Raw genomic sequence first — 24,947 nt, 5'->3', positions numbered from 1 at the left:
GCGATACCGGGCTGCACAACACCTATGATTTTACCGTGCCAATCTTTAACGTATGTCGGAGCATATCCACGAGACGCTCGAGGTCGACGAGTTCACACTCGGACTCGTCGGGCCAGACCAGGAGTGGGCTGGGACCGTCGCCGACGGCGGAACGGTGAAGACACATACGCCAGCGGGCTGCTGGGGCCCGATGATCACGCCGTCGTTCCGCGGCGGGCACGAGGTGACACGGCCGATCTTCGTCGAGAACGCTGAACCGGGCGACGCACTGGTCGTTCGGATCAAGGACGTCGAGGTGACCAGTGTCGCGACCAGTACGGGCAGCATGGCCGAACGCGAGGGCGCGTTCGGTGACGATCCGTTCGTCGACCACCGGTGTCCGGAGTGTGGCACCGAATGGCCGGAGACGGTCGTCGAGGGAACCGGCGAGGACGCGATCCGCTGTGCCGAGTGTGGCGCGAACGCCTCCTCGTTCGGCTTCGAGTACGGGTACACCGTCGTCTTCGACGACGACCGGACGGTCGGCATCACGGTCGGCTCCGAGGGCGCACACGACCTGGCCGAGCGCGCGGACGAGGCGATGGCGCTCCCGGAGAACTCACGGCAACACCCGATTCTGTTGTACGAGCCCGACGAGATGCCGGGGACGCTGGGCCGTCTCCGGCCGTTCGTCGGCAACATCGGTACGACGCCGTCGGTCGAACTCCCCGACTCGCACAACGCCGGGGACTTCGGGCAGTTCCTCATCGGCGCCGAACACGACTGGGGTCTTCCGGACGAAGAGGCGCTCGAGGCGCGCACGGACGGCCACATGGACTCGAACGAGGTTCGGGCCGGCGCGACGCTGATCTGTCCCGTCCGCGTCGAGGGCGCCGGGCTGTACGTCGGCGACCTCCACGCGAACCAGGGCGACGGCGAACTCTCGCTCCACACGACGGACGTGAGCGGGAAGACCGAGCTCGAGGTCGAGGTCATCAAGGGCCTCGACCTGGACGGCCCGCTGCTCTTGCCGAACGAGGAGGACCTACCCCACATCGCCAAGCCCTACTCCGACGCCGAGCGCGAAGCCGGTCAGGCGCTCGCCGACGAGTACGCGGTGGACACCCTCCACGACGCAGCACCCATCCAGATCATCGGCTCCGGGGCGACGATCAACGATGCGACGGAGAACGCGTTCGCCAGAGCCAGTTCACTGTTCGGCATCACGGAGGGCGAGGTCCGCTCGCGCTGTACGTTCACGGGCGACGTCGAGATCGCACGCCTCCCCGGTGTCGTCCAACTGACGATGCTCGCACCCATGGAACTGCTCGAAGAGGTCGGCCTCGCAGACACGGTGCGGTCGCAGTACGGTCGCTGACCGCTGCGTCTTTCAGCCGCCCCGCATCGCGGGGAAGAGCTTGATCTCGTCGTGCTCGGACACCGGCTGGTCCCGAGCTGCTTTCTCATCACCGACCATGACGCGGACGCTCGGCCGCAGGTCTCCGTCGTCGTCGACGAGCTGCGAGGCAGTGCCGGGATACTCGTCGAGGAAGCGATCGAGCAGGTCACCGACGGTCTCGCCATCGGTCCGGAGGTCGACCGTCTTCTCACCGGTTGCGGTCCGCAGGGGACCGTACACGTGCACCTTCATACGCGATAGTGGGAGCGACAGCGACAAAGATGTGGCTTCTGCAGAACCCGTTGCACCCGATACAGAGCTGGGCTGCTCGTCGTCTGCTGCTGCCTCGGACAATTCTCACACGAATGGGGCCCTCTGGAGCAACGTGTACTCGAACCCGTTGGGCGGAGCCTGTACTCCCACCGACCGGAGTGTTTTCGTCCTCCTCTCCCGAATCACCGGTATGAACGAGGGGAACGTCGAGGTCGAGTGCACGGACTGCGAGTACCGTGAGTCGTTCCGGAACCTCCGGACGGCACGTGTTGCGCTCGACGAGCACGAGTCCGAGTCCGGCCACAGCGTCGACTGGGACATCGAACGCGTGGATAACGGCGTCGAACGCGCCGGGGCCGACGCAGGCGTCTGTGGCATCCCCGGCATGGCGAACCCGGACTCGCCGTTGCTGGACGGGAGACCATCCGACGAGGAGTGACCGCGACCGGCACGGGGGAGGGCAGACGACGGGAGTCGGTTCAGTCGGCCTCCGCTCCGGAGACGGCGTAGACCGACGGGTCCTCGTCCACACCGCTGGTCGTCCACATGGAGACGGAAACCGTCAGGACCAGTCCCAGGAGCATGCCGACGATGGCCGGCGTCCAGCCGACGTAGTCGGCCGGGAGCGCGACGACGGGACGACCGACAAGGAGGTCGAACAGTCGGCGCAGCACGTCGAACGTGCTCACGAGGTAGAACAGCTGCGAGCCGCCGATACCCGCGGAGATGCCCCACTTCGTCGTGCCGTCCCAGTAGAGCGCCACCATCACGGGGAGCGCGAGCTGGGCGAAGCCGCTGAACGCGGTGTCGCCGATCTGGACCAGTGTCCCGGGGGCGTAGAGGCTGGCGACGAACGAGAGCGACGCGAAGACGACGACGCCGAGCCGGGCGACGGTCGCCTCGCCACCGAGCGCGTCGTCGACCGCGTCGGCACGCCCGGTCAGTGGCCGGTAGAGGTCCCTGGTGAGGTAGGACGCACCGGAGAGCAGCATCGAATCGCTCGACGACATCATCGCGGCCATCGCACCGGCGATGACGACGGCCGTGAACCACGGTTCGGTGTACGCTTCGAGAACTGCCGGAACGACGTTGCCGCCCTCGGGAACCTCGACGCCCAGCCCCGCCGCCCATGTCCCGAGCATGAACGCCGGGACGAACAGCAGGAGGACGAGCACGGGCCAGAGCGACAGCGTCCGCTTGAGGACACGCTGTGATCGTGCGACGAAGAACCGCTGGTTGATCTGCGGGAACATCGTCACGCCGAAGGCGATGCTGATCGCCGTCGAGAGCATCCACTGGGGCGTGTAGAGTCCGCCACCGAGCTGCAGGAACTCCGGGTTGGAGGTAGCGACCGCGTCCGTCGCCGCCGACGCCCCGCCCGCTGCCGAGAGGACCCACCCGACGGCCACCCAGACGATACCGAGCATGAACAGCCCCTGGAGCGTGTCCGTCCACGCGACCCCGCGCATCCCCGCGATGGCGACGTACAGTATCATGAACAGGGTGATGCCGCCCGCCCCGACCCAGAACGGCACCGCCCCGTCGGTCAGCCCGACGATCGCCTGGCCGGCACCCTTCTGCTGGAGCATCACGTACGGGAACAGCCAGAAGATGCTGATGGCGGCGACGCCGCCACGGAGCCACGTCGAGCCGAAGCGGTCGCCGAGCATCTCGCCGAGCGTGACGTAGTCGTTCTTCTGCCCGACGAGCCACTGCTTGTACCCCAGCAGGTACCAGAGGATGGCGAAGAGGATGCCGTCCATCAGCCCCATCACGAGGATCCACTCCGGGCCGGCGGAGTACGCGAGGTTCGGGCCGCCGAAGAAGGTGAACGCCGACAGCAGCGTCGCGAACGTCGTGAAGAGCAGGACGACGGTGCCGAAGGTCCGCGACGCGAGGTAGTAGTCCTCGGCCGTCCGGTCCGTCAACCGATAGGCGAGGACGCCGACGGCGAGTGCGACCAGCAGGTAGCCGGTGACGATGCCGAGCTGGAGGGTCGTCTCCGACATCTACGATACCTCCTCCACACCGACGCCCCATGCCCGCCTGACGAAGAGACGGAAGACGACCGACGCCAGTAGCATCCATCCGATGTGCCACCAGAGCCAGACCGGGAGTCCCGCGACGACCGTGCCGTCACGCCAGAGGAACCACGGGATCGCCAGTGCCGCGAGCAGCACGGCGACCACGCCCCAGACCCAGCCGTTCCGCGTTGCGCGTGCCGACATCAGTGAGTGTGGAGTTGGCAGGCCGCGCGTAAATAAACGTTCCTGCTGCGATTCTCGACGGGGTGTGAGTCCGTGAGACCTGGTTCTGTCGGGACGAAGACGCGACCGCCACACAGAAGTATTGGTATCCTGAGACTATAGACGAGGAGTACAGAGAGATCATGCGTTCGAGTCTCGACCGGATGCGGACAGGGCTCTCCGAGCTCCAGGTGTTCGAATCGAGGGAGAGTCGCAGACGGTTCGCCGTCCATCTGCTCCTTCTCGCGGTCGGGGCCGCCGTCGCCTGGGTCTTCATCCGGCGCAACCTGGCGTTCCTGACGAACACACGCGAACTCCGACGATTCATCCGCAGCTACGGCATACTGGCGCCGGTCGTACTCATCGGCCTCCAGGCGTTACAGGTCGTCCTCGCACCGATTCCGGGCCAGGTGCTTGCAGTCGTCGCCGGCTATCTCTTCGGTGCGTGGTGGGGGACACTCTACAACATGATCGGGATCGTCATCGGGAGCACGGTCGCGTTCTGGCTCGCGCGCCGCTTCGGCCGCTCCTACGTGGAGAACATCGTCCACGAGGGGGCCCTCGCACGGTTCGACTCCATCAGCGAGGACTACGCGATACCGGCCCTGTTCCTGCTGTTTCTCATCCCTGGCCTGCCGGACGACGTAATCTGCTTCGCCGGTGGCCTCACCGATGTCCCACTCTGGCAGCTGGTGGCTATCGCCCTGATCGGCCGAGCGCCCGCATTCTTCCTCATCAACGTCTTCGGGACGCTGCTGGAAGCCGAGCGCTTCGGGGCCGCGTTCGGGGTCGCCGTCCTCCTCATGCTGTTCACGCTGCTCGGGTACCGCTATCGCGACCGACTGGTGCACTTGTTCGACGCCCAGTAGTCCCGCCAGACGATTACGACGAACCACCCGCAAGCCTGCTCCCGACCCGACTGTTGGGGCGACTACGCTTCGGACAATGGAACCGTCAGAACCGGGACCGACGAAGTGCGGACGACCTTGTCGGTCGTGCCGCCGAGGAGTGCGTGCTCGAGCCCGGTCCGTCCGTGTGTTCCCATCACCACGAGGTCGATTCCGTTCTCGTCGACGTATCCCCTGATGATCTCGTGGGGCACTCCGATGCGGATCGCCTCTGTCACCGAGATATCCCTGTCCTCGGCGAGTTCCACGACCGGTGTTGTGGGCTTTCCGCTCACCTCCTCGAGCAACCTGAGGACCTCCTCGTGGTCCATCTTGCTGTCGATTGGGCTCATCCTGACGTCGACCACGTAGAGCACGTGCAGCGTCGCATCGTGTCGCTCGGCCATGTCCAGCGCTCGCTCGGCCGCCTGTATCGCTCCCTCGCTACCGTCTGTCGGAACGAGAATCGACTCGTACATCTTGTTTACATTCGGCCGTGCATCGTCAATAGTTTACGTGATTCTCCCACCCGTTGGGGACGTAGCGCGAAACGTCTCGTGGCGAGACGACCGACCGTCAACCGAGGCCATCCCAGCCCCGGCACAGTGCGACACCGAACACGATGTCACCGACGCCAACCCAGCGACTAATCGCCCGGAGAACCACGATTATACCAACTCAATTATAATCCATTAGAGATTTCATATAATTTTCTTACCCGCATTGACTGCAGATCCGCTGGTCACACCTTGGCCAGTGAGAATGATTGAAAGCCAATTCTCCCGCAAAACTCTGTTTTTTCACCAATTTATTGAAGACTGCGATAGTATTTTGAAAAACAGGACACGGCCATTCGTGAGAGCCACCAGCCGATACCAATCAAAGAACCTATGCGATTGCATTACTGGCAGAATATTAATATTAGTTCTGGAGTCTCGCTGTCGTTCGAATCAGCCACTTCCGAGACACCGACAGATTGCGAATGTGCTCGAGCCCGAAATCCAGGCAGACTTCAAATCTCTGTGACGGTTTCCCCCCCGTCGTCGACCGCGCTCGCGTCCTCCGGGAGCAGCGCGACGACGAGATAGTCCGGGTACTCGGCGAAGTAGTCGACGAGCTTCGCGATGCGGTTCGAGTCGATGGCCTCCAGGGAGTCCAGCAGCATCACCGGCACCGTCTCGTGGAGGTCGTGGACCAGATAGCCCGCGAGCGCGACGACGAGGCCGACGACCTCCCGTTCGCTCTCGCTGAGGGTCTCGACGGTGCCCTCGTACGCCTCGCCGGACTCGGACTGCCGGACGATGTGGAGGTCGAACACTGTCTCTCTACCCTGTCTCGTCTCCCGTTCCTGCCGTTCGATCCAGACGCGGGCGACGTTCTCGTACTCGAGGATGTCGAGGATCTCGGCCATGTGGTCGTTGAACGCCGCGACGGCGTTCTCCTCGAGTCTGTCGATCCGGTTCCTGAGCTCCGCCAGCTCGTCCGTGATATCGTCTCTGCGAGCCGCCAGCTCCAGTCTGTCGTCGAGGAGGGATTCGATCTCCTCGATCTCCGCCTCGACCCTGCCGAGCTCGTCCTGTTCCTGTTCGAGCTGCAGCTCCACCCTGTTCGCCTGCTTGTGGAGGCCCAGTATCTCGTCGTAGTCGGACGACTGCTCCTCCTCGACCGCCGATTCGAGCGATTCGACCGACTCGTGGAGGGAGTCACGCTGCTCGGCCAGTTCGTCGACCCGGTCTCGTCTGGACTCGAGCTCGCGGTCGATCTCGGCGATGCGGTCGGCGAGTGACGCGAGTTCGTCCTGGACAGCCTCCAGCTCGGACACCCGCTCTTTCGTCTCGTCGATGCGGTCCTGGACCGACTCGCGTTCCGCGAGTTTCTCCCGCCGGAACGACCGTAACCGGTCGAGGGTCTCCTCGACGGACCCACGGGAGACCTGTGTCCCACACGTCCAGCAGGTCACGGCGTCCTCGTCGAGCAGCTGGTCGGTGACGGCTCCGCCGTCGTGCTCGTGGTCGCCGCCTTCGAGCGCCGCGGCGATCTCGCTGTCGGTGCCTGCGAGCATCTCCTCGTTGAACTGCACGATGCTCTGCAGCTCGTTCATCTGCGTGTTCACCGCACGTTCGCGCTCGCGGAGCCCCTCGAGCTCGTCGCGGAGCGATTCGAGGTCCGCATCGGGACGGTCAGACAGCTCCGCACGGCGCTCCCGTGTCTCCTCGCGCTCGGATTCCAGGGAGGCGATGGTCTCGCGGACGGTCTCCAGTTCGAACCGGATATCCTCCAGCTGCGACCGGTGTTCTTTCAGCTGCGCCAGCTGGTCCTCGACCCCCTCTCTGGACTCCTGTTCCGACGAGAGGTCGCCGTCGGCCCGGTCGATCTCGTCCTCCAGTTCGGCGAGCCGTTCGCGACGGTCCTCGATGGATGCCTCGAGCTCCTGCTTGCGCCGTTCGAGCTCGACCAGCTCGGGCTCCCGGTCCTCGATCGCCGAGACCCGGTCGTCGATATCGCGCTTCTCGGCGCGACGGAGCTCGATCTCCGCCTCTATCTCGTCGGTGTCGATCGGACGCATGAGGAGTTCGTGGAGGTTCTCCCCCCGAGCGACCGCGCGCCGGGCATCGTTCTCCTCGAGCAGGAACGCGAACAGGTCCGCCGTCTCGGTCCCGTCCAGATAGCCGGAACCGGTGGCCGCGACGGTCCCGTTGCGGCGTTCGAACCGTCGTTCGACCACCGTCTCGTCGAGCGTGAGCGCCACTCGACCCGCCGCGGCGTCTCCCTTGAGCGTGTACTGGTCGCTCCCCATCGCCGCCATCAGCGCCTGCAGGAAGGACGTTCGGTTCGTCGCGTTCCGGCCCTCGAGCACGGTGACCCCTTCGGACAGCCGCACCGAGGTCTCGGAGATTCCTCCGACGTTCTCCACCTGTAGAGAGAGACCTCCGGACACGGGTTCGGAGTTGGACATACGTCCGCGTACCGCCGACGGCTCTTAATTCTTGCCGTCAACCGCTCCGGCCCTACTCCGAAGGGCACCCGCAGCCGTCGGTCAGGACCTGTTCGAGGTCCATCGACCGGCCGCAGTCGCGACAGACGATACGGACGTCGACCAGCACGTCCGGATCGCCGAGGTCGGTGACGCCCGCGTTCTGCAGGGAGTCGAGCGTCGACTCCGTCACGAGTGACGTCCGTTGCTGGAGCGCGTAGATGCGGTCTCTGGCCTGTTCTCTCCGTTCCTCGGGTGTCTTCTCCGCAGGACCTGATGCCGCCAGGCAGTTCGTGAGGTGTCGATACACCGTCTGGTGGGAGACGAGGTCGTCGGCGAGTCCATCGACGTCGACACCTGCCCGTTCGAGTTCGCGCCGTATCTGTATCGCCTCGGATTCGGGGAGCTCGTCGGTGTGCAGTGCCTCGTAGACGGGGGTGCGACTCCACTCGAGCCGGCTCCCGTCGACGGCGGTCAGCGCCGCCTCGACGAGCTCCTCGTTGAACCGCCTCGTCAGACTGCGGACGCTCGTGCCGTCCTCCCACGCCGCGGGCAGCCAGTCGTCGACGTCGCCGCGGTCGTAGGCGGCACTGACGCGCCCGACCTTGCAGCCACAGTCCTCGTGTCCGTCCATAGCTGCCCGGTCGTGTTACAGTCGTATAATTGTAACGGGCCCGCCGGACTGACCATCGGTACGTGTTCGTCTATCCGGAGGCCGGAAGGTCGTACAGGCGCGCCCCGCCGAGGTAGGGGCTGCCTGCCATCGTGCAGACGATGTGGCGACCGAATGGTGCGACGCGGTAGACAGTTGCTACCGACCGACGGCACCGGCTCTCGAGCGGAGGTGCCAAGACGTGGGCTCGTCACTACCGGGTCGAAACACCGATGCGGGAGCACGAAGAAGTGGAGCTATGGTCGAGACCCACTGGGACGACCTCCGGGGACGGACAGTCCGGTTCAACGGCGACCGCTGGGAGCTCACCGGGGACGTAGAGCTCCGACAGAGCGGCGCACTGCTCGCCCTCGACGCGCGGAAGCTCGACGACATCCGCCACGAAGCCGCGGTCCTCCACTTCGGCGTGGCGGACACCGCGCAATCGCTCAACCCCGGTTCCCTCGGCGACCACTTCGACAGCATAGAGCAGTCCCCGGACGCGGAACGCCTCGTCGTCACGGAGGGGGCACGGCGGTACCGGTACGAGCTCCAGCGGCTCGAAACGGCGTGACCAGTCGACGTTACGGAAATTCGAGGCGGAAGCCTCGCCCTTCAGGGCGGGGATGAAACCCGGGTCCGCGGGGCTGCAGGTGAGACGCGTTCACGGTTCGAGCTGGCGCGCCAGCACGGCAGCGAGGTCCATCGTCGAGACCATCCCGACGACCTCGTCGCCGTCGACGACCGGGACGTGATGGATCCGGTGTTCGAGCATCGCGTCGACGACCTCGCTCGCTGGTGCGCTCCGTCTCGTCGTGACGACGTCGGTCCGCATGAACTCGGAGACGGGTACGTCGGCCGTATCCGTCCCGGCCCTGACGAGCAGCACGATGTCCGTCGACGTCACCAGTCCTTCGAGCCGGTCGGCGTCGTCGACGACGACCACCGATCCCACGTCGTGTCTGATCAGTGTGTCCGCGACGGTACGGACCTCGGTCGACGGGGTGACGGTCTCGACGGGACGGGACAGTATCTGGTCGACGTAGAGCTCCACCATATCGCCGGGTTCGGCGTCGCGACACTAAGTAGTTCGCGCGATACACTGCTCCGTCCGTGTGAGCGCGGAGACAACCCGTCGCTACTCCGGTTCGGTGTCCTCGTCGAAGCTCTCCTCGGTCCAGATGTCCTCTCTGGTGCCATCCGCACCCCAGTCGACGTACTCCGCCTCGAGCAGTTCGACCACTGTCTGGGCGAGGTCGATGAGTTCTCCTCGCATGCGTGAATCGAACGCCTCGGACCGGGTGCGCCCCGCCTCGACGCTCGGGACCTCGAACCGTAGTTCGTCGGACCCGGGGTGCCAGTAGAAGTCCAGGAGTTCGAAGAGCCCCGCATCCTCGAGCCCCCGGTACTCCGGTTCGCTCAGGTCCGTGTACTCGGCCCACTCCTCGAACGCCTCGTTCCAGGCCCCGTCGAGCAGGTGCTGCTCCAGCTCAGCGCTCCGGAGGTCGCCCACCCGTTCGTCGACGTCATCGGGGTCGATGTCGCTCGGGAGCGGTCGGTTCGTGAGGTCGGGTGGCGTCGGTGTCTCCACGGAGAGTCCCATGTGGGACAGTTCGTCGGTGGGCCAGATAAACACCCGTCTCGGTCGCCAGAACCGCTGGCTCCGTGCCCAGCCTTCACATCGCTTCTGGTCGTCCGCCGGTCACTCCTCGAGCCACCAACCGAAGCGCTTCTCCCAGTACTCCGCGTCCGGGTGTTTCTTCGTCTGCTGGTAGGTCTTGTCGTCGCGGATCCGGCGTTCGAGGACGTCGCGTGCCTCGTGGATAGCATGGCTGGCGCCGTAGCCCTCGCCGGAACCCATCACCAGCCCACGGTCGGTGTAGAGACGGATCCGCGCGAGCAGGAGCGGGGTCCCCCGGTGCGTCTCGTCGTGCTCGTGGAGGTGGATCTTCGCGTCGATGACGTTCAACTCGCGGTCCATCGAGTCGAACTTGTCGATCATCGACACCACCTCGTCGTAGGAGATGTCGTCGAGGAGCGAGGCCCCGAGTATCTGGACCGCCCGGTTCCCCTCGGCCTCCCACGTGAGCGACCGGAGGACGTCGGTCTTCGTGACGATGCCGAGCGGGTCGTCGGTGTCCGAGACGACGACCAGCGACGAGCCACCGACGTCGAACATCGTGGCCACCGCGTCCTCGAGGGTCTGAGAGGGGCGGACCGTCCTGACCGGTGCGATCATCAGGTCGCGGACGGGCAGGTCGAGCATCCGGGCCCGTTCGCCCTCCCGTGCGCCGAAACCGCCGTGTGAACGGTAGCCGCCACTCGACCCGGCGCCCCCGTGGCCGTCGAACCCCGGCGCGTCGCCGCCCTTGCTCTGCCGCATCTCCCTGGTCGTGAGCTCGGTCAGGTCGTGGAGACTGAGGATGCCGACGACGTCCCTGTCCTCGACGACCGGGAGGTGCGTGAACCGGTTCTCGCGAAGGGTGTTGAGTGCCTCGCCGAACGTCGTCTCTGGACCGACGACGACGAGGTCGGAGCTGTACACCTGCTCGACGGTGGCCGCATCGAGATGGGGCAGGACCGCCTGGAGCAGGTCGTCGACCGTGACGACACCGACGATGTCGTCCCCCTCGAACACGGGGAGCAGCTTCGAGTCGCTGTCGAGCATCAGCTGGGCGGCCGTCCTGACGTCCTCGTTCGGGGCGAGTCTGGGCACGTGCCAGACGAGCGAACCGACCTTCTCGTCCGGCGGGCGATGCGATGCGGCGAGCTGTCGTCTGGTGACGACACCTTTGAACTCACCGTCGTTGTGGACGAGGACGCCCTTGACGCTGGAGTCGTCGAACGCGCCCACGAGCTTCGAGACGGGCTCGTCGTGTGAGAACTCCCGGTACTCCGTCGAGACGATGTCCGTGATATCCATGGGTGTGACCCTCGGGTTCGTGTCGCGGTTTCCCACTGCCGGGCAGCGAATCACCGGTGGACGGCACTCCACTGGCAGCACCAGCGACTGACGCCACGCTGCGCCCGGTCCGCCGGTTGCTGCAGGGGTTGTCCGTCCGGATGGTACGTCGTACGACCAAATAACGATGTGGCAAAGTGTGGTATTCCGGAGACATCCGCGACCGCCAACAGACGGGAGTCGTGTCGAATATGGCTCGGGCCGCCCGCAGCAACCGACTCTCTATCGCCGCGGTCCTGAGGCGAGCTCGCCGCCCACGATGACGCCACCGTGCTCCAGCAGCGCCGGTGCGTGTTCCCAGCAGCTGTACCAGTGGCGGTGCCCGCGGGCGACGACGACCGCGGCACGACCACGGCATCGATAGCAGGGTTGGGTCTGGGGAGCGCGCAGGGTTCGCATCGTGGATCTGGCTCGAGGTGACACCGAGCCTCGGTGTACAGGTCGTGTGCCAGCGTGATAGTCCTGCCCCACAGTCCCGGGGGAGTGCAACCGACCGTCGCCCGGGGATCCGCTGGGGAGCGCAGGCAGCGCCGGGTGGCGTCTCGACTCGACCGGGTGGCAGGCCCAGAATCAAGGGGCTCGGCGACGTAGCAGAGGTATGGGAACACGGAGTCCGGACCGCCGGTGTGGTGTCGCCGCCGCCGCGACCGTCCTCCTCCTCCTGGCGTCCGTCGTCCCTTCGCCGTTCGACCGACACCCCGAATGGCGGTGGGTCGGCCCCGACAAGCTCCTGCATCTAGTCGGTCACGCGGGCTACGCGGTGGCACTCGCCGAGGCGTTCGGAGCGAACCGGTGGAGCGAGCGGGAGGCAGCCATCCTCGCGGTCTGCGTGTCGACCCTCCACAGTCTCGTTGCGGGTCGGCTCCAGCGCCACGTCTCCGGGCGGGCGTTCGAAGCAGCGGACGTCGTCGCCGGTCTCCTCGGTGCGGCAGTCGCGGCCTGGGGCTGGTACACCCGGGACGCATCGGGAGCGGAACCAGTCGGCGACGAGGGACGGTCGGAGCCGCTATCGAGCTGAGGGTTGTGGACGCAGTCGTGTCCCGCGGCACTCACCACGGGACGTCCTTCAACCCGAGGTAGTAGGCGAGCCCGTTCGTCCCACGGTGGAGCAGCGGCGTGAGGGCGAGCGCCACGAGCAGGACCGGCGGTGTGAACGTCTCGAAAGTCCACGATGGGGCCAACAGGACCGAGAGGAGGAGGGCACCGCAGACGAAGCTGAACTGGTCGACGAGTGGGAAGCGGGCACCGCGTTCGCGACCAGTGCGTCGCTTGACGAACGAGCCAGCGGCGTCCCCGAGCATCGCCCCCAGCGGGAGCGCGATGACGACCGACACAGGGAAGGACGGCAGCGCCGCCGAGACGGACGGTCGGAGCACGTTCAGGCCGACCGCGACCCCGGCGCCGGCCACGGTCCCACCGAGGAACCCCCGCCACGTCTTCCCATCGCCGAGGAGTCGGGTGCCGTGCCACAGCCGACCGCCGTCGATGGGTGGGCCACCACCGACGACGACGGCGACGCTGTTCGGGACGTACGCCGGGAGCATCACCCAGACCCCTGTGAGCACGACCGTCGGGATGTCCGGTGCCACGGTATCCGTACCAACGACCGCAGCTTCCTTCAGACTAGCTGCTGTCGGCTGCCCCTGCCCGTGGACTCAAACGTGCCGACACCGTAGAACGGTGCATGTCACGTCGAGCGGCCGGTGGGTGCCTGCGATGGATGTTCGTCACGGCCAGTGCCCTCCTGCTGCTCGTTGGGTCGCTGCTCCCCCTTCCCAACAGATTCAACCCCGATTTCGGACCATACGGCCCCGACAAGGCCCTCCACCTGCTGGGTCACCTCGGGCTCGCAGCAGCACTCGCCGCAACACTCGAGGACGACGGACCGTCGCACCGTCCGGCCCTCGCCGCGGTCGTGATCTCGACCGTCTTCGGCGTCAGCACCGAACTGCTCCAGGAGGCGGTTCCGGGGAGGCAGTTCGAACGCGGTGACGTGACCGCCGGGCTCGTCGGCTCACTCGCCGGTGTCCTCGCCTGGGGGCTGTTCCGTCGTGGACGGCGAGCAGACTCGGGGGGATAGCCCGGTCGGCGTCCCGGCCGAGACGAACCGAGGACAAACAGTTAATCCGGAGGCCGTCGAACCTGTACCCACCATGAGCAGTATCCTGTTAGCCACCGATGGGAGCGAGTACGCCCGACACGCGGCCGAACAGGCCATCGAACTGGCTGTGGAGCGGGATGCCGACCTGCACGTCCTCTGTGTCGTCGACAGGCGCCGGTTCGACGACCCGGCACTCAGCTCCGCCGAACTCGCCACCATCTACGCGGACGACCACGCGGCCGTCTGCGTCAACGAGGTGGCCGAGATGGCCCAGCAGCGAAAGGTCCGGGTCGAGGGCGACACCAGGCACGGCATCCCCCACGAGGTCATCAACGAGTACGCCGCCGACATCGACGCCGACATCATCCTCGTCGGGGAACACGGCGACCACGAGGAGCACTTCTCGGGGGTCGGCCGGAAGGTCCTCGAGACGTCCGACCGGGAGGTCCGCGTCGTCGAGGCCGAGGGGTGACAGGACAGAGAGTCGGCGGTAGTTCGGGCGGCGACAGACCGAACCGGCGGCCACTCACGGTGCAGACCACCGAACGGGACGAGACACCACGATGACGACAGACGACCGACGAGAACCCACGAGCCCCGCCGACCTCGCGCTGACGGTACAGCGGCGCGCCAGCGACGTCGCGACCGACGCGGCCCGGAGGACCTCGCTGCTCCCGGACCGCCTCGCGGACACCGTCGACGTCGAGGTCGGCCAGACCCCGGCCGAGGTCGTCTACACGGAGAACAAGCTCGAACTGCTGCACTACGAACCGCTGACGGCACACCAGAGCAGGGTGCCGATACTCGTCGTCTACGCGCTCATCAACCGGCCGTACATCCTCGACCTCCAGCCCGACCGGTCCATCGTCAGGCGGTTCCTCGAGGCCGGTCACGACGTCTACCTCATCGACTGGCACGAACCGTCGCCACTGGACCGTCGGCTCGGGCTGGCTGACTACGTCTGCCGCTACATCGACAACTGCGTGGACGTGCTCCGAGAGCGCAGCGGTCGGGACGCGGTCAACGTCCTCGGCTACTGCATGGGCGGCACCCTGTCGGTGATCTACACGGCGCTGTGGCCCGAGAAGGTCAACGCCCTCGGGCTCCTCGCGACCGGGCTGTGCTTCGAAGACACGGGCGGCATCCTCGAACAGTGGGGCGACGAGGACCACTTCGACCCGTGGGCCCTCGTGGACGCGTACGGGAACGTCCCCGGCGAGTTCCTGACCGTCGGCTTCGACGTGATGGACCCGGTCGCGAACAACCTCACGAAGTACGTCGGCCTGGCCGACCGGCTGGAGAACGAGGACTTCGTCAGGAACTTCGCCAGGATGGAGCGGTGGCTATCCGACAGTGTCGACCTGGCCGGGACCGTCTACGCCGAGTTCGTCGAGGAGATCTACCAGCGGAACCGCCTCTGTCGGAACGAACTGACCGTGGATGGCCGGCACGTCGACGTCACTGCTATCGACGTGCCGTTGCTCCAGATCGTCGGCCAGCGCGACCACCTGGTCCCACCGACGGCGAGCATCCCGTTCAACGACGTCGTCGGCTCCGACGACGTGACCACGATATCGTACCCCAGTGGTCACGTCGGGCTCGCGATGTCGAACCGTGCCCACCGGGACCTCTGGCCCGAGGTCGCGGAGTGGTTCCTCGAACAGTCGGACCGCCCGACGCTCGCCGACGTGTTCGGCGAAGGGGTCGAGGAGGCACTCGGCGTCGACGTGGAGACGGACGTCACGGTGGGCGACGTCGACGAGATGGCGGTCGGACTCGGGGACGACCGTGGTGAGATCGCTCGCGCCGTCGTCGAACGCGACGCCGCTGCCCTCAAGTCCTTCCTCGAGGACGCACTCGACGTCCAGATCCGACTGGACAGTGGCCCTGCGGGCATCGCCGTCGCGGTCGAGACGGACGATGGCGTCGTGACGACGACCATCGGGAACGTCGGCGAGGCGATCCGAACCGAGGTCGAGGAATCTATCGCGCGGACGGACGTCGCGGCGGCCTACGACCTCGAGGAGCTCGAGGGGATCGGCAACACGTACGCCGGACGGCTCCGGGATGCGGGGATCGAATCGGTCGCCCAACTCGCGGTCGCCGACCCAGCGGACGTCGCGGCGGCCGCAGAGACCGGGAAGCAGCTGGCGAGGAACTGGGTCGAACGAGCCCGAACCCTGGTCGGCGACGTGGAACACGGGGGCTAGGACGAGGGCCACTGTAGGGGTGCCGGTCCCGAAATGACAGCCATCCTTCGGTTCCCAGAACGACTATGTCAACTCTTGGCAAACCTCTAGAGGGAGACGGAAACCGTCGAACACGAGGTGAGACAGATGGGCTCCACCCCCACAGAGCACGACAGACGTGAGCGGCCCCGGTCAGCGGACGAGGAGCCGTTCGTGGCGACCGTCACCGAACGGACCAACGACGTGACGGTCTGCTCGATATCGCCCATCCCGCGGAGCCAGCACTGCATCGAGTCCGAGTGGATCGCGGCCACGGGGGACTCCTTCGTCGCACTCGACCGGATGCGGTGACGCCGTTCCGTGAACCCTCCGTCGTCAGGTTCTCACGAGACGCTGGCCGGCGGAGCGGTCATCTGCCACTCTCGTCCTCCAGCCCGTAATCGCCGCCATACTTCAGGAAGACGTACGCGAGCGCGATGACGGCGAGTAAGGCGGTGGTCGCTGCAACGACGAGGTTCCACGCCGCATCGGGAAGGACGGGGACCGTCGGTCCCTCACCATCTGCCTGCCCACCGCCCGGTGTCACGGAGATGCTTGCGACCATCCCCACGCCCTCGTGTGGGATGCAGAAGTACTCGTAGTCGCCCTCGACGTCGAACGTGTGCCGGAACGACTCGCCGCCGGGGATGTCCCCGCTCGCGGTACTGCCGGCCGAGTACGCGTTCCGGGCGGCCCCTTCCGAGTCGAACCCGCCCGACGCGAAGTACGCCGCGTCCGCCGGGATGTCGTCCTCGTAGGCCGTGACCGAGTGCCCGACGTTGCCGACGTTCACCCAGGCGACGGTGTCCCCCGGTGCGATCGTGATCTCGTCAGGGTCGAACACCAGCGAGTCGGTCATCTCGATGGTGTGCCGCTCGCCTTCCTGTGCCGCCGCCGTCCCAGTCGCACTGGCTAGCGCACTCGCAGCTGCCGCTGTCGTCAGGAGGTCTCGCCGGCTCATTCGGGTTGACATACCGTCTCTAAAGATTCGTCAGCGAACCCCAAAACAGCATCGTGAAAACCCAGAAAGTTGTTCAGTCCAGCTGGACGACAGCTCCGCACTCGATCCGGGTTCCCACCGCCTACAGCGGTGGATCCGGCGCTCGACCGGCCGCACCGACGCTGCGCCATCGCTCGTCCAGCCCGTCCCAGTTCATCTCACCGGTCCGGCGTTCGGAGCTAGCGGCCCACCAGACGACCGGTCCCACGGCCGAGCGGGACAGGTTCCTGCTGCATCGAAGTGGCTCGTCTGGCAGAGTTATGATGCCACAGGATGAATCTAGCGCCATGCTGTCAGGGAAGGTAGCCATCGTCACCGGCGGTGCCACAGGTATCGGGAGGGCAATCGCGGCCGAGTACGTCGAGCAGGGGGCGACGGTCGTCATCTGTGGTCGGACCGAATCGGCGGGGACGGCCACCGCCGAGGAGCTCGGGTGCGAGTTCCGGCAGTGCGACGTCCGGGCGTTCGACCAGGTCGAGGCACTCGTCGAGGCGGTCGTCGACGACCACGACCGCCTGGACATCATGGTCAACAACGCCGGCATCGGGAGCGAGACGAGCCTCGACCAGATGAGCCTCGACGAGTGGGAGAACGTCGTCTCGACCAACCTCGACGGCGTCATGCACGGGTCGAAGGCCGCGTTGCCCCATCTCCTGCGCACCGGAGGCTGCATCGTCAACATCGAGTCCATCTACGGCCTCCGCGGGGGGAAGGGGGCGGCGGCCTACTCGGCCGCGAAGGGCGGCGTCGTGAACTTCACGCAGCAACTCGCCGTCGACTTCGCCGAGGACGGCGTCCGTGTCAACGGAATCTGCCCGGGGTTCGTCAGGACGCCGATGACCGACGACCTGCTCCACGAGGAGCGGTTCTACGAGTTCATCAGGGCCCACACTCCGATGAACAGGGCCGCCGACCCGGAGGAGATCGCACCGTTGGCCGCATTCCTCGCCTCCGACGGCGCGTCGTACATCACGGGTGCGAACATCCCCGTGGACGGGGGCTGGACCGCATTCTAGCTGCTCTCCCACCACTCCGAGAAATCGGTGGGCATCGCATCGGATCGCTTCCCGGTACCGTCGAGTCGGTCGACCATCTCGGCTCCTGGCTCCGACGCTCGACCCACTCTCTTCAGCCGACAACCGTTTATATGTGGGATGCTAACTAGTAGCAATCGAGGATTCTACCATGTCGATGGGAAAGTTTGACGAGCAGGAGTACGAGCGCCGCGAGAAGCAGATCAGTTCGGTGAACACCGACTCCGACGACCAGCGCACGGTCTTCGAGGGTCGCATCGAGTACATCGGCGATGAGTCGGTCGACGACCTCCTCGCTCGGCTGAGAGAGATGAAATCCGAGGCATCAAAACGTTCTCCTGTGAGTCCGAAGTAGTACCAGTGATGGTGTACGACTACTCGCGGGACCACGAACACGAGTTGGAAGCAGTGTACCTCTCACGCCAGGATGTCCGTTCTGGAGCTCTCAGAGGAGGGCGACTCCCTGGCGATCGATATCGTCGTCCCCTGTCCCACCTGCAGTCGGGCACTGCGAATCTCGACTCGCGCTCAGGCGGTCGTCGAGACTGCCCTCGAGCTGCCGCTCGACGACGTCGATGAACTCTACGACTGAGACCATCCTCGACCGGTGATCGGTGGTGATTCACGGGGAGACTGCGGCTCTGTTGAAATCGGACCGATCGGGGACAACCCACAACTCAATAGTGCGTGTCCCGAACTGTGTGTTATGGTGACGAAGCGCCATAACCGGTGTAACCTCTGTGGCAAAGACTTCGAAACCCCCGACAACCTCAGTGACCACGTCGAGCGTCGCCATCCCAAGGCGGACGTCCACTGGTGGGTCGTCGCCGAGGACCCCAGTCGGGACCTCCGGTTCGAACGGTGAGACATGGGGCAGTGGCCGTGGAACGAGGACGCGACCAGGCACCTGTCTCCGCCGGCCGAAACGCGGGCCCGACGGGCTGGCCGTCGCTTGTGTCGGCCGCTCTCGACACGTACGCTGCCGTCAGGGGATACCGTGCCGGGTCCGGACGGTCGTAGTCGCCCGTTACCGGCTGTAGTCAGCGCCTGAACGCCTTCTGGTCGCAGGGAGCAGCGCGAGCGGTGGCGGTCGTCGTGCCCTGGTCCGTCGCTGGCTGTGCATCACTGCCGCGACCGGTTCGGTCGCAGTATGCAGTGGCTTCGGACACCACCGCCTTCAGGCACCATCAGCACCGTCGACGATAGCCCGTTACAAGTGTATGTTTGTAACAATAAGAGTTTCCAAGTAGTTCGGATTTTTGTCTCCGCAGAGACCGTTCGATTCCCCGTCGACGGCTGGTGGGTTCGACACCCACACAGGCACGTGCCAGCAGGGCCGGTGGTTCCGGGTGCTATCCCGTACCCAACGGCCCGGGGTCGGCCACTGTCCACGTCCTCCTCGAGCACTCTCCAGGGAATATTCGCAGGAGTCCGGTCGTCGGTCGTCCACGAAAATCCAAATGACTCGGATGGATTTGGGGCCGGTAATCCGGGCTTGACCACCCACCGTTCGACGACCTCGAACAGCGACGCCGCCGACCATCCCTGTCGCCACACACGTGCCCGAGCCCACACCCATACCCACACCCGACCCAGGCATCGGACCGACATGGACGGGTAGTCAGACCAGCCCGTTCTTCACCATCGTCGTCACTATGCGACGGACGCAGCGATGGCACGCCAAGCCCCCGAAGAGCCGACTATCTGGGACCAGCCGTCGGTGTCGGTCCTGGAACAGTGCCCGCCCATCGTCGAGCTCGTCGCGAAGGTGCTCGACGCCGAGGGGGAGTCGAGTCGACAGGGCATCGTCGGCGAGTGCTCCTCCCTGCCCGGAAGCGACTGTAGACACTCGACCTTGCCATCCTGGCGACGATGGGATGACGACGTGGTCCTCGCGCCCAGATCCTCCGAGAGCCATTCCGTCCCAGCTACTCGGATTGACGCCCAAGAATTAACTTGTCCCGTTCCGTACGCCGGAGCATGACTCCCACCGATTCCGTCAATCGCCCGGTGAAGACGACGGAATACTCCATCCACATCCTCGAGTCCCTGAAGGCGAACCCCGGACAATCGCTGGCCGACCTGACAGCGGAGTTCGACATCGCCCGCAGCACCATCCACCGGCACCTCCTCACACTCGAGGCCAACGACCTCGTCGTCCGCGACGACGACGGCCGGTTCTCGCTCGGGCTCAGGCTCCTGGACTTCGGCCGTCGGGCGCGTGAGTACGTCGATTTCTTCGAGGTCGGACGCCACCACGTCGACCGACTCGCCGAGACCACCGGCGAGAAGGTCTGGCTCGTCGCCAAGGAGGACGACCACAGCGCCCACCTCTACAAGGCACACGGCGACAACCCGCTGGAGACCTCGGCCCAGGTCGGACAGCGGCGCAACCTCCACCAGCTCGCCGCCGGGAAGTCGATACTGGCGTTCCTCCCCGACGACGAGCTCGACGAGATCCTCGAGCGTCGCGGACTCGAGGAGCAGACTGACAGCACCATCACCACCGAGCCAGAGCTGCGCGAGGAGCTGGCGGCGATCCGCGACCGGGGCTACGCGTTCAACAAGGGCGAGTCGGTGACCGGTCTCAACGCCATCGGGGCACCCATCCGCGACGAGGACGGCTACCCCGTCGGCGCCATCAGCATCTCCGGTCCCGCACACCGGGTCAAGGGTTCGTTCCTCACCGAGGAGCTCCCGGACACGTTGCTCGCCGCCATCGACGAGATCCACATCAGTCTCCGCTACGGCACGGACGCCTGAACCGAGCGCGCTCCCGTACCCCCGACACGGCCCGTCGCTGGCAGCTGTCGGCGGTGCTGGCCACCGAGATGCCATGTTTTATGTGCATATCCCGTGATTCCTCAGTCGCATGTTCAAGCACGTAGCGCTGCTCGTCCGCAAGGACGGGATGAGCCACGAGGAGTTCCGCGACTACTGGGAGAACAACCACTCGCCGCTGGCGAAGGACATCGAGGGCGTCGTCCGCTACCAGACCGTCTATCCCACCGAGCCGGAGCACGCCGAGTTCGACGGCCTCGCCGAGCTCTACTTCGAGACGCTCGACGACCTGCACGAGGCACTCGGCAGCGAAGGTAGCCGCGACTACGACCCCACGCGTGAGGTCGCCGCGAAGGCCCGCGAGGACGTGAACAACTTCCTCGACGTCGAGCGCCGCCCCCGCTTCATCGGCGAGGAGAAGGTCTGGAAGGACGAGGTCGACGGCGATACCGAGGGTCTCTACAAGCACAGCGCGTTCCTCGTCCGCAAGGACGGGATGAGCCACGAGGAGTTCCGCGACTACTGGGAGAACAACCACTCCCCCCTCGCCAAGGACATCGAGGGCGTCGTCCGCTACCAGACCGTCTATCCCACCGACCCCGAGAACGCAGAGTTCGACGGCGTCGCCGAGCTCTACTTCGAGGACCTCGACGACCTCTACGAGGCACTCGGCAGTGAAGGCAGTCGCGACTACGACCCCACGCGAGAGGTCGCCGCGAAGGCCCGCGAGGACGTGAACAACTTCCTTGCCGTCGAGGACCGCCCCCGGTTCATCGGTCAGGAGAAGCTCTGGAAGAACGAGATCGACGATGTCGACGGATACTGACGTCGACGGACCGGACTACGAGACCCAGGTCCGGGAGGCCTACCCGGAACTGCAGCGCATCGAGGACGACGGCCTCCGCGAGCAGGTCGTCGAAGCGTGGACTCTCGGGCTCGAACGCGGCGGCTGGCAGGACATCGCCGACATCCCCTACGCCTGGAACATCCACGAGGTCACCAACGTCGAGCACGTCCGCGGCGTCACGAAGATCGCCATCGAGTCCGCCGAGATACAGCGCGAGTTCCACGGCGCCGACCCCGACCTGGACGTCATCGTGGCGGCGTGCCTGCTCCACGACGTCGGCAAGTGCTACGAGTACGTCGACTTCGTCGACGCCGAGATCCTCGACGAGCCCGACCGCGAGCACTACGCCAGCGAGGAGATCCCCCACTCCATCTCCGGCTACGCCCTCGCCCACGAGGTCGGGGCACCCCTCGCCGTCCAGCGGGCAATCCCCCACTTCCTCGGCGAGGTCCCCACCCGGACGATGGAGGCAGAGCTGGTCAAGAGCGCGAACTCGGCGTCCTCGAACGCCATCACCCAGTCCGCCATGGGCATCACCCTCAAGGAGTGGGTCGACAAGTACAGCCAGACTCAGAACTGAGACCGGCGTCGGGGCCCGCCGCTGGGCTCTCTCGCTCGTTTTCCGCCACGGTTAACGATAAGTCAGAAACGGCCGAACCCTGTTCCGAGGAAGGTGACTGGTTGACGGGTCCCTTTCAACCAGTTCCGTGCCTACGGACCCACCTTCCTCACGTTTTCGTACGGACGAGCTCGCGGAGGAACTCGGCTACAGCGGTTCGAGGCCTGCCTCCTCGCGGAGCACGTCGATGTACTTCCGGAAGCCGGATTCGAGGTCGTACTGCACCTCGTAGCCCGTATCCTCCTGGAACGCCGTCATGTCCAGCCGCTGGGTCCACGGCAGCTCGCCCTCGTCACTGACCTCGATGTCGGCGTCGGGCATGATGCGCTCGACCGTCTCCGCGGCCTCACGGATGGACGCGAGTTCGCCGCGGACGTTGTAGACGCGCTGGCTGAGGTCGTCCTCGGGCGTGAAGGCGGCGAGACGGAACGCCTGCGCGATGTCCTCGACGTGCTGCCAGTCGATCTCCTGGTCGCCGTACTCGACGCTGAAGGACTCCCCGACCGCGGGCTTCTCGATGATGTTCGCCAGGAACGCCGACCCGCCAGTCTCGCGGTACGGGCCGTACGCCACGGTCGGCCGGATGGCGACGTGGTCCACGTCGAACTCCTCGTTGTAGACGCGAGCCTGGTGCTCGTTGTACTCCTTCGTCGCTCCATAGAGCGTATCCGGGTAGACGAGGTCGTCCTCGGTGACCCACCAGTCCCCACCGTCGTCGTAGTTGTGCGGCGGCGCGTACACTGCGGCGGAGGACGCCCAGGCGACGCGCTCGACCTGGTCGTCGAGGGTGCGCGCGGCCTCGAAGATGTTGTTCGTCCCCTCGATGTTCACCTGCATCGCCGCCCGCGGGTTCGACTCCGCCGTGTTCGTCAACAGCGCCGCCAGATGCACGATGTGGGTCGTGTCCGTCTCGGCGACCGCGTTCACCACGTCCGTCGGGTCGCTCACGTCGCCCCGGCGGATCGCCACGTCGTCGGCGATGCCGAGCTTCTCCAGGATGCGCGGGTCCGTCGACAGGTCGTAGGCCACGACGTCGTGCCCGTGGTCGACCAGGTCCTTCGCGACGTACGACCCGATGAAACCGGTGCCACCAGTGACTAGGACGGTGTTGCTTGCTGCCATCCCTTCGACCGACACACGAGGTCGCAAAAAGCGTTGCGCTGCCGTCGGGGCGCCGGCTACTCGTGCAGGCCGCCGACCTCGGCGTAGAACGACGACTGGAGGCTCTCGACCATGTCGGGCTCGCGGTCGATGCGCACGTCGACGACCGTCGGGACGTCGTTCGCCTTCGCCTCGGCGAGCCGGTCGTCCAGGTCCGCGGGGTCGTCGACCCGCATCGCGTCGGCACCGAAGCCGGAGACGACGGTGGTGAAGTCGGTGTCGTGGAACTCGACGCCCGGAATCTGGTCGTCCATCTGGCGGACCATCCCGAGGCTCGTGTCGTTGAGCACGACGAACGTCGGCGCGACGCCGTACTCGACGGCGGTCTCGACACAGGTCATGGTCATCGTGAAGCCGCCGTCGCCGGCCACCGAGACCACGTCCTTGTCGGTCGTGATGGCCGCCGAGACGCCGGCCGGGCCGGCCCAGCCCATGCCACCGACGCCGCCGCTGCCGAAGTACGTCCGGACGGCAGGGGTCTGGAGGTAGTTGAGCAGCCAGAACCGGTTGTTCCCCGAGTCCGCGGTGACGATGGTGTCCTCGTCGACGATGCGGTCGATGGCGGCGACCGCGCGCTGTGGCATGATCGGGGTCGCGTCGGAGTCGCACTCGGGCACCGAGAAGTCCTCCCGGGCCTCTGCCGCGCGGTCGAGCGCCCAGCCCGTGCCGCCGCCGGAGGCGACCGCGAGCGACGCCAGACTCTTGCCGGCGTCACCGATGAGCCCCACGTCCGCCGGGTACACCCAGCCGGCGTTGCGCGTGTCGATGTCCGCGTGGATGATAGTCTGCTCGTCGGGCCGGATGAACGAGGCCGCCTGCCAGTTGGTGTCCATCGGGTTCATCCGACAGCCCACGACCAGCAGCGTGTCCGCCTCGCTCACCACCTGGTTCGCACCCTCGTGACCGAAGGACCCGATGACCCCGGCGGCGCGCTCGTGCGTCTCCGGAATCGTCGACTTCCCGAGGTACGAGGTGACGACCACGGCGTCGTACGCCTCGGCCACCGCCTCGAGTTCGTCGTAACACTGCGAGGCGTGGACCCCGTTGCCCGCGACGATGACGGGGCGGTCCGCGTTCGAGAGGGCGTCGGCCGCCGCCCGCACGTCGGTATCGGTCGGTGCGGACTGCCAGTTCCGGGTCTGGCGCTCCGGCGACCAGACCGGCGGGACGTCGTCCTCGGGGACCTCGCTGGTGACGGCGTCGCCGTCGAGGATGACCGCCGTCGGACCGGGTCGACCGGCGGTCGCGTGCTTGAACGAGAGCTGCAGGCTCCGCAGCGTCTCGTTCGGCGTCCGGGGGAACCACCACTCCTTGGTGATGCCGTCGAGGATCTTCGGGAGCGAGAACCCGCCGTAGTCGCCGCGGGCCTGCTGGTACGGCGCGAGCGTGGAGTAGTCGCCGCGCTCGCTGGCCTCCGTGATGGCGACCATCGGCGAGGAGCCGAGCGTCGCCTCCATCTGTCCGATGGCGCCGATACTCCCGACCCACGGACCCTGACCGGTGAAGACACCGGGCTCCTGGTGGTAGCGGCCGTAGAACTCGGCCATCACGCTCGCCTCGCGTTCGTCGCGAGGGCGGACCACGTCGATGTCCGAGTCGATGAGGGCTTCGAGCAGTTCGATAGCTCGGCCGCCGGGGTAGCCGAAGAGGTACTCTACGTCGAGGTCTTCCAGCGTCTGCACGATCTGGTGGCTTACTGTCGTCATGTCGATGGGCTCCGCCCGGACACCCGGGGAAGCCGCTCGAGGCTCCGGCACGCCCGCGCCGCTGGGCGGACCGCGGACTGTCGACCGGCTCGTCCGGA

The 24,947-nt window shown here is 66.2% G+C and carries 29 protein-coding genes; 16 read left to right on the top strand and 13 right to left on the bottom strand.

The annotated features are described in order from the left end of the window. Window positions 1-52 precede the first annotated feature (52 nt). The gene (locus tag ACSG06_RS19970; RefSeq protein WP_440992057.1) at window positions 53-1,357 is read left to right on the top strand and encodes an acetamidase/formamidase family protein; all 1,305 of its coding nucleotides are present in this window, start codon (window positions 53-55) and stop codon (window positions 1,355-1,357) included. A 12-nt stretch (window positions 1,358-1,369) separates the two neighbouring features. Here ACSG06_RS19970 and ACSG06_RS19965 read toward each other — a convergent pair whose 3' ends face one another. Next, window positions 1,370-1,630, bottom strand: coding sequence for a ubiquitin-like small modifier protein 1 (locus tag ACSG06_RS19965; protein ID WP_440992056.1), 261 nt, complete (start codon window positions 1,628-1,630; stop codon window positions 1,370-1,372). 211 nt (window positions 1,631-1,841) lie between these two features. On the opposite strand from ACSG06_RS19965, the gene ACSG06_RS19960 reads away from it, so the two are divergent. After that, window positions 1,842-2,090: a DUF7542 family protein gene (locus ACSG06_RS19960; RefSeq protein ID WP_440992055.1), complete on the top strand. Its 249-nt coding sequence runs from the start codon at window positions 1,842-1,844 to the stop codon at window positions 2,088-2,090. Window positions 2,091-2,130: 40 nt separating this feature from the next. Here the strand turns inward: ACSG06_RS19960 and ACSG06_RS19955 are convergent, their stop codons facing one another. After that, window positions 2,131-3,660 carry a sodium:solute symporter family protein gene (locus tag ACSG06_RS19955; RefSeq protein WP_440992054.1) on the bottom strand — a complete coding sequence of 510 codons (1,530 nt, stop codon included), beginning with the start codon at window positions 3,658-3,660 and terminating at the stop codon, window positions 2,131-2,133. Continuing rightward, on the bottom strand, window positions 3,661-3,879 hold the full coding sequence (locus ACSG06_RS19950; RefSeq protein WP_440992053.1) for a DUF3311 domain-containing protein: 219 nt from the start codon (window positions 3,877-3,879) through the stop codon (window positions 3,661-3,663). A 161-nt stretch (window positions 3,880-4,040) separates the two neighbouring features. On the opposite strand from ACSG06_RS19950, the gene ACSG06_RS19945 reads away from it, so the two are divergent. Then, window positions 4,041-4,766 carry a TVP38/TMEM64 family protein gene (locus tag ACSG06_RS19945; protein WP_440992052.1) on the top strand — a complete coding sequence of 242 codons (726 nt, stop codon included), beginning with the start codon at window positions 4,041-4,043 and terminating at the stop codon, window positions 4,764-4,766. A 62-nt stretch (window positions 4,767-4,828) separates the two neighbouring features. On the opposite strand, the gene ACSG06_RS19940 is transcribed toward ACSG06_RS19945, so the two are convergent. The 3 genes from ACSG06_RS19940 to rdfA all read right to left on the bottom strand — a co-directional run bounded on the left by ACSG06_RS19940 (window position 4,829) and on the right by rdfA (window position 8,392). Continuing rightward, window positions 4,829-5,263, bottom strand: a complete 435-nt coding sequence (locus tag ACSG06_RS19940) for a universal stress protein (protein WP_440992051.1) — start codon at window positions 5,261-5,263, stop codon at window positions 4,829-4,831. A gap of 533 nt (window positions 5,264-5,796) precedes the next feature. Next, window positions 5,797-7,740, bottom strand: a complete 1,944-nt coding sequence (locus ACSG06_RS19935) for an archaea-specific SMC-related protein (protein ID WP_440992050.1) — start codon at window positions 7,738-7,740, stop codon at window positions 5,797-5,799. Window positions 7,741-7,792: 52 nt separating this feature from the next. After that, entirely contained in the window at window positions 7,793-8,392 is a 600-nt protein-coding gene (gene rdfA / locus ACSG06_RS19930) for a rod-determining factor RdfA (protein ID WP_440992049.1), read from the bottom strand. A gap of 277 nt (window positions 8,393-8,669) precedes the next feature. Between rdfA and ACSG06_RS19925 the strand changes: the two genes are divergently transcribed. Further along, entirely contained in the window at window positions 8,670-8,984 is a 315-nt protein-coding gene (locus ACSG06_RS19925) for a hypothetical protein (protein ID WP_440992048.1), read from the top strand. Window positions 8,985-9,074: 90 nt separating this feature from the next. Here the strand turns inward: ACSG06_RS19925 and ACSG06_RS19920 are convergent, their stop codons facing one another. The 3 genes from ACSG06_RS19920 to ACSG06_RS19910 form a co-directional block, all read right to left on the bottom strand. Continuing rightward, entirely contained in the window at window positions 9,075-9,467 is a 393-nt protein-coding gene (locus ACSG06_RS19920) for a CBS domain-containing protein (RefSeq protein ID WP_440992047.1), read from the bottom strand. An 81-nt stretch (window positions 9,468-9,548) separates the two neighbouring features. Beyond that, window positions 9,549-10,013 (bottom strand): DUF7992 family protein, encoded by a 465-nt coding sequence (locus tag ACSG06_RS19915; protein ID WP_440992046.1) that lies wholly within the window; start codon window positions 10,011-10,013, stop codon window positions 9,549-9,551. A 99-nt stretch (window positions 10,014-10,112) separates the two neighbouring features. After that, window positions 10,113-11,333, bottom strand: a complete 1,221-nt coding sequence (locus ACSG06_RS19910; RefSeq protein WP_440992045.1) for a CBS domain-containing protein — start codon at window positions 11,331-11,333, stop codon at window positions 10,113-10,115. 637 nt (window positions 11,334-11,970) lie between these two features. On the opposite strand from ACSG06_RS19910, the gene ACSG06_RS19905 reads away from it, so the two are divergent. Then, window positions 11,971-12,390, top strand: coding sequence for a VanZ family protein (locus tag ACSG06_RS19905; protein WP_440992044.1), 420 nt, complete (start codon window positions 11,971-11,973; stop codon window positions 12,388-12,390). 31 nt (window positions 12,391-12,421) lie between these two features. Here the strand turns inward: ACSG06_RS19905 and ACSG06_RS19900 are convergent, their stop codons facing one another. Further along, window positions 12,422-12,961, bottom strand: coding sequence for a CDP-2,3-bis-(O-geranylgeranyl)-sn-glycerol synthase (locus ACSG06_RS19900; protein ID WP_440992043.1), 540 nt, complete (start codon window positions 12,959-12,961; stop codon window positions 12,422-12,424). A gap of 95 nt (window positions 12,962-13,056) precedes the next feature. Here ACSG06_RS19900 and ACSG06_RS19895 point away from each other — a divergent pair, with 95 nt between their 5' ends. The 4 genes from ACSG06_RS19895 to ACSG06_RS19880 all read left to right on the top strand — a co-directional run bounded on the left by ACSG06_RS19895 (window position 13,057) and on the right by ACSG06_RS19880 (window position 16,013). Next, window positions 13,057-13,452 (top strand): VanZ family protein, encoded by a 396-nt coding sequence (locus tag ACSG06_RS19895; RefSeq protein WP_440992042.1) that lies wholly within the window; start codon window positions 13,057-13,059, stop codon window positions 13,450-13,452. A 73-nt stretch (window positions 13,453-13,525) separates the two neighbouring features. After that, a complete protein-coding gene (locus tag ACSG06_RS19890) occupies window positions 13,526-13,945 on the top strand; it encodes a universal stress protein (RefSeq protein ID WP_440992041.1) in 420 nt (139 codons plus the stop codon). A 91-nt stretch (window positions 13,946-14,036) separates the two neighbouring features. Then, the gene (phaC, locus tag ACSG06_RS19885; RefSeq protein ID WP_440992040.1) at window positions 14,037-15,683 is read left to right on the top strand and encodes a class III poly(R)-hydroxyalkanoic acid synthase subunit PhaC; all 1,647 of its coding nucleotides are present in this window, start codon (window positions 14,037-14,039) and stop codon (window positions 15,681-15,683) included. A 126-nt stretch (window positions 15,684-15,809) separates the two neighbouring features. Next, window positions 15,810-16,013, top strand: coding sequence for a hypothetical protein (locus ACSG06_RS19880; protein WP_440992039.1), 204 nt, complete (start codon window positions 15,810-15,812; stop codon window positions 16,011-16,013). 58 nt (window positions 16,014-16,071) lie between these two features. Here the strand turns inward: ACSG06_RS19880 and ACSG06_RS19875 are convergent, their stop codons facing one another. Beyond that, a complete protein-coding gene (locus ACSG06_RS19875; protein ID WP_440992038.1) occupies window positions 16,072-16,662 on the bottom strand; it encodes a plastocyanin/azurin family copper-binding protein in 591 nt (196 codons plus the stop codon). A gap of 326 nt (window positions 16,663-16,988) precedes the next feature. Between ACSG06_RS19875 and budC the strand changes: the two genes are divergently transcribed. From budC to ACSG06_RS19840, 7 genes are all read left to right on the top strand, one after another. After that, window positions 16,989-17,717: a meso-2,3-butanediol dehydrogenase gene (budC, locus tag ACSG06_RS19870; protein WP_440992037.1), complete on the top strand. Its 729-nt coding sequence runs from the start codon at window positions 16,989-16,991 to the stop codon at window positions 17,715-17,717. A gap of 169 nt (window positions 17,718-17,886) precedes the next feature. After that, complete coding sequence (locus ACSG06_RS19865; RefSeq protein ID WP_440992036.1) at window positions 17,887-18,090, top strand: DUF5786 family protein; 204 nt, start codon at window positions 17,887-17,889, stop codon at window positions 18,088-18,090. Window positions 18,091-18,162: 72 nt separating this feature from the next. Continuing rightward, window positions 18,163-18,327, top strand: a complete 165-nt coding sequence (locus tag ACSG06_RS19860; protein ID WP_440992035.1) for a hypothetical protein — start codon at window positions 18,163-18,165, stop codon at window positions 18,325-18,327. Window positions 18,328-18,441: 114 nt separating this feature from the next. Then, window positions 18,442-18,600 carry a hypothetical protein gene (locus tag ACSG06_RS19855; RefSeq protein WP_440992034.1) on the top strand — a complete coding sequence of 53 codons (159 nt, stop codon included), beginning with the start codon at window positions 18,442-18,444 and terminating at the stop codon, window positions 18,598-18,600. A 1,115-nt stretch (window positions 18,601-19,715) separates the two neighbouring features. Then, window positions 19,716-20,498 (top strand): IclR family transcriptional regulator, encoded by a 783-nt coding sequence (locus ACSG06_RS19850; protein WP_440992033.1) that lies wholly within the window; start codon window positions 19,716-19,718, stop codon window positions 20,496-20,498. A 109-nt stretch (window positions 20,499-20,607) separates the two neighbouring features. Further along, window positions 20,608-21,342, top strand: a complete 735-nt coding sequence (locus ACSG06_RS19845; protein ID WP_440992032.1) for an EthD domain-containing protein — start codon at window positions 20,608-20,610, stop codon at window positions 21,340-21,342. Then, a complete protein-coding gene (locus tag ACSG06_RS19840; protein ID WP_440992031.1) occupies window positions 21,326-21,943 on the top strand; it encodes an HD domain-containing protein in 618 nt (205 codons plus the stop codon). Before ACSG06_RS19845 ends, ACSG06_RS19840 begins: the two co-directional genes overlap by 17 nt. A gap of 186 nt (window positions 21,944-22,129) precedes the next feature. On the opposite strand, the gene ACSG06_RS19835 is transcribed toward ACSG06_RS19840, so the two are convergent. Together ACSG06_RS19835 and ACSG06_RS19830 are read right to left on the bottom strand one after the other, a co-directional pair. Then, a complete protein-coding gene (locus ACSG06_RS19835; RefSeq protein ID WP_440992030.1) occupies window positions 22,130-23,104 on the bottom strand; it encodes an NAD-dependent epimerase/dehydratase family protein in 975 nt (324 codons plus the stop codon). A 56-nt stretch (window positions 23,105-23,160) separates the two neighbouring features. Further along, window positions 23,161-24,849 (bottom strand): thiamine pyrophosphate-binding protein, encoded by a 1,689-nt coding sequence (locus tag ACSG06_RS19830; RefSeq protein ID WP_440992029.1) that lies wholly within the window; start codon window positions 24,847-24,849, stop codon window positions 23,161-23,163. Window positions 24,850-24,947: the final 98 nt, after the last annotated feature.

It is taken from the genome of Haloarchaeobius baliensis (assembly GCF_052060055.1).
In the GTDB taxonomy this organism is placed as follows: domain Archaea; phylum Halobacteriota; class Halobacteria; order Halobacteriales; family Natrialbaceae; genus Haloarchaeobius; species Haloarchaeobius baliensis.
The sequence above is the reverse complement of the archived record's forward strand: the minus strand, read 5'-3'. Positions and strand labels throughout refer to the sequence as shown.

Bases quoted from the DNA above. Each gene is read 5' to 3' on its own strand.
- ACSG06_RS19970 (WP_440992057.1), top strand. From the start codon at position 53: ATGTCGGAGCATATCCACGAGACGCTCGAGGTCGACGAGTTCACACTC.
- ACSG06_RS19965 (WP_440992056.1), bottom strand. From the start codon at position 1,630: ATGAAGGTGCACGTGTACGGTCCCCTGCGGACCGCAACCGGTGAGAAG.
- ACSG06_RS19960 (WP_440992055.1), top strand. From the start codon at position 1,842: ATGAACGAGGGGAACGTCGAGGTCGAGTGCACGGACTGCGAGTACCGT.
- ACSG06_RS19955 (WP_440992054.1), bottom strand. From the start codon at position 3,660: ATGTCGGAGACGACCCTCCAGCTCGGCATCGTCACCGGCTACCTGCTG.
- ACSG06_RS19950 (WP_440992053.1), bottom strand. From the start codon at position 3,879: ATGTCGGCACGCGCAACGCGGAACGGCTGGGTCTGGGGCGTGGTCGCC.
- ACSG06_RS19945 (WP_440992052.1), top strand. From the start codon at position 4,041: ATGCGTTCGAGTCTCGACCGGATGCGGACAGGGCTCTCCGAGCTCCAG.
- ACSG06_RS19940 (WP_440992051.1), bottom strand. From the start codon at position 5,263: ATGTACGAGTCGATTCTCGTTCCGACAGACGGTAGCGAGGGAGCGATA.
- ACSG06_RS19935 (WP_440992050.1), bottom strand. From the start codon at position 7,740: ATGTCCAACTCCGAACCCGTGTCCGGAGGTCTCTCTCTACAGGTGGAG.
- rdfA (WP_440992049.1), bottom strand. From the start codon at position 8,392: ATGGACGGACACGAGGACTGTGGCTGCAAGGTCGGGCGCGTCAGTGCC.
- ACSG06_RS19925 (WP_440992048.1), top strand. From the start codon at position 8,670: ATGGTCGAGACCCACTGGGACGACCTCCGGGGACGGACAGTCCGGTTC.
- ACSG06_RS19920 (WP_440992047.1), bottom strand. From the start codon at position 9,467: ATGGTGGAGCTCTACGTCGACCAGATACTGTCCCGTCCCGTCGAGACC.
- ACSG06_RS19915 (WP_440992046.1), bottom strand. From the start codon at position 10,013: ATGGGACTCTCCGTGGAGACACCGACGCCACCCGACCTCACGAACCGA.
- ACSG06_RS19910 (WP_440992045.1), bottom strand. From the start codon at position 11,333: ATGGATATCACGGACATCGTCTCGACGGAGTACCGGGAGTTCTCACAC.
- ACSG06_RS19905 (WP_440992044.1), top strand. From the start codon at position 11,971: ATGGGAACACGGAGTCCGGACCGCCGGTGTGGTGTCGCCGCCGCCGCG.
- ACSG06_RS19895 (WP_440992042.1), top strand. From the start codon at position 13,057: ATGTCACGTCGAGCGGCCGGTGGGTGCCTGCGATGGATGTTCGTCACG.
- ACSG06_RS19890 (WP_440992041.1), top strand. From the start codon at position 13,526: ATGAGCAGTATCCTGTTAGCCACCGATGGGAGCGAGTACGCCCGACAC.
- phaC (WP_440992040.1), top strand. From the start codon at position 14,037: ATGACGACAGACGACCGACGAGAACCCACGAGCCCCGCCGACCTCGCG.
- ACSG06_RS19880 (WP_440992039.1), top strand. From the start codon at position 15,810: ATGGGCTCCACCCCCACAGAGCACGACAGACGTGAGCGGCCCCGGTCA.
- ACSG06_RS19875 (WP_440992038.1), bottom strand. From the start codon at position 16,662: ATGAGCCGGCGAGACCTCCTGACGACAGCGGCAGCTGCGAGTGCGCTA.
- budC (WP_440992037.1), top strand. From the start codon at position 16,989: ATGCTGTCAGGGAAGGTAGCCATCGTCACCGGCGGTGCCACAGGTATC.
- ACSG06_RS19865 (WP_440992036.1), top strand. From the start codon at position 17,887: ATGTCGATGGGAAAGTTTGACGAGCAGGAGTACGAGCGCCGCGAGAAG.
- ACSG06_RS19860 (WP_440992035.1), top strand. From the start codon at position 18,163: ATGTCCGTTCTGGAGCTCTCAGAGGAGGGCGACTCCCTGGCGATCGAT.
- ACSG06_RS19855 (WP_440992034.1), top strand. From the start codon at position 18,442: ATGGTGACGAAGCGCCATAACCGGTGTAACCTCTGTGGCAAAGACTTC.
- ACSG06_RS19850 (WP_440992033.1), top strand. From the start codon at position 19,716: ATGACTCCCACCGATTCCGTCAATCGCCCGGTGAAGACGACGGAATAC.
- ACSG06_RS19845 (WP_440992032.1), top strand. From the start codon at position 20,608: ATGTTCAAGCACGTAGCGCTGCTCGTCCGCAAGGACGGGATGAGCCAC.
- ACSG06_RS19840 (WP_440992031.1), top strand. From the start codon at position 21,326: ATGTCGACGGATACTGACGTCGACGGACCGGACTACGAGACCCAGGTC.
- ACSG06_RS19835 (WP_440992030.1), bottom strand. From the start codon at position 23,104: ATGGCAGCAAGCAACACCGTCCTAGTCACTGGTGGCACCGGTTTCATC.
- ACSG06_RS19830 (WP_440992029.1), bottom strand. From the start codon at position 24,849: ATGACGACAGTAAGCCACCAGATCGTGCAGACGCTGGAAGACCTCGAC.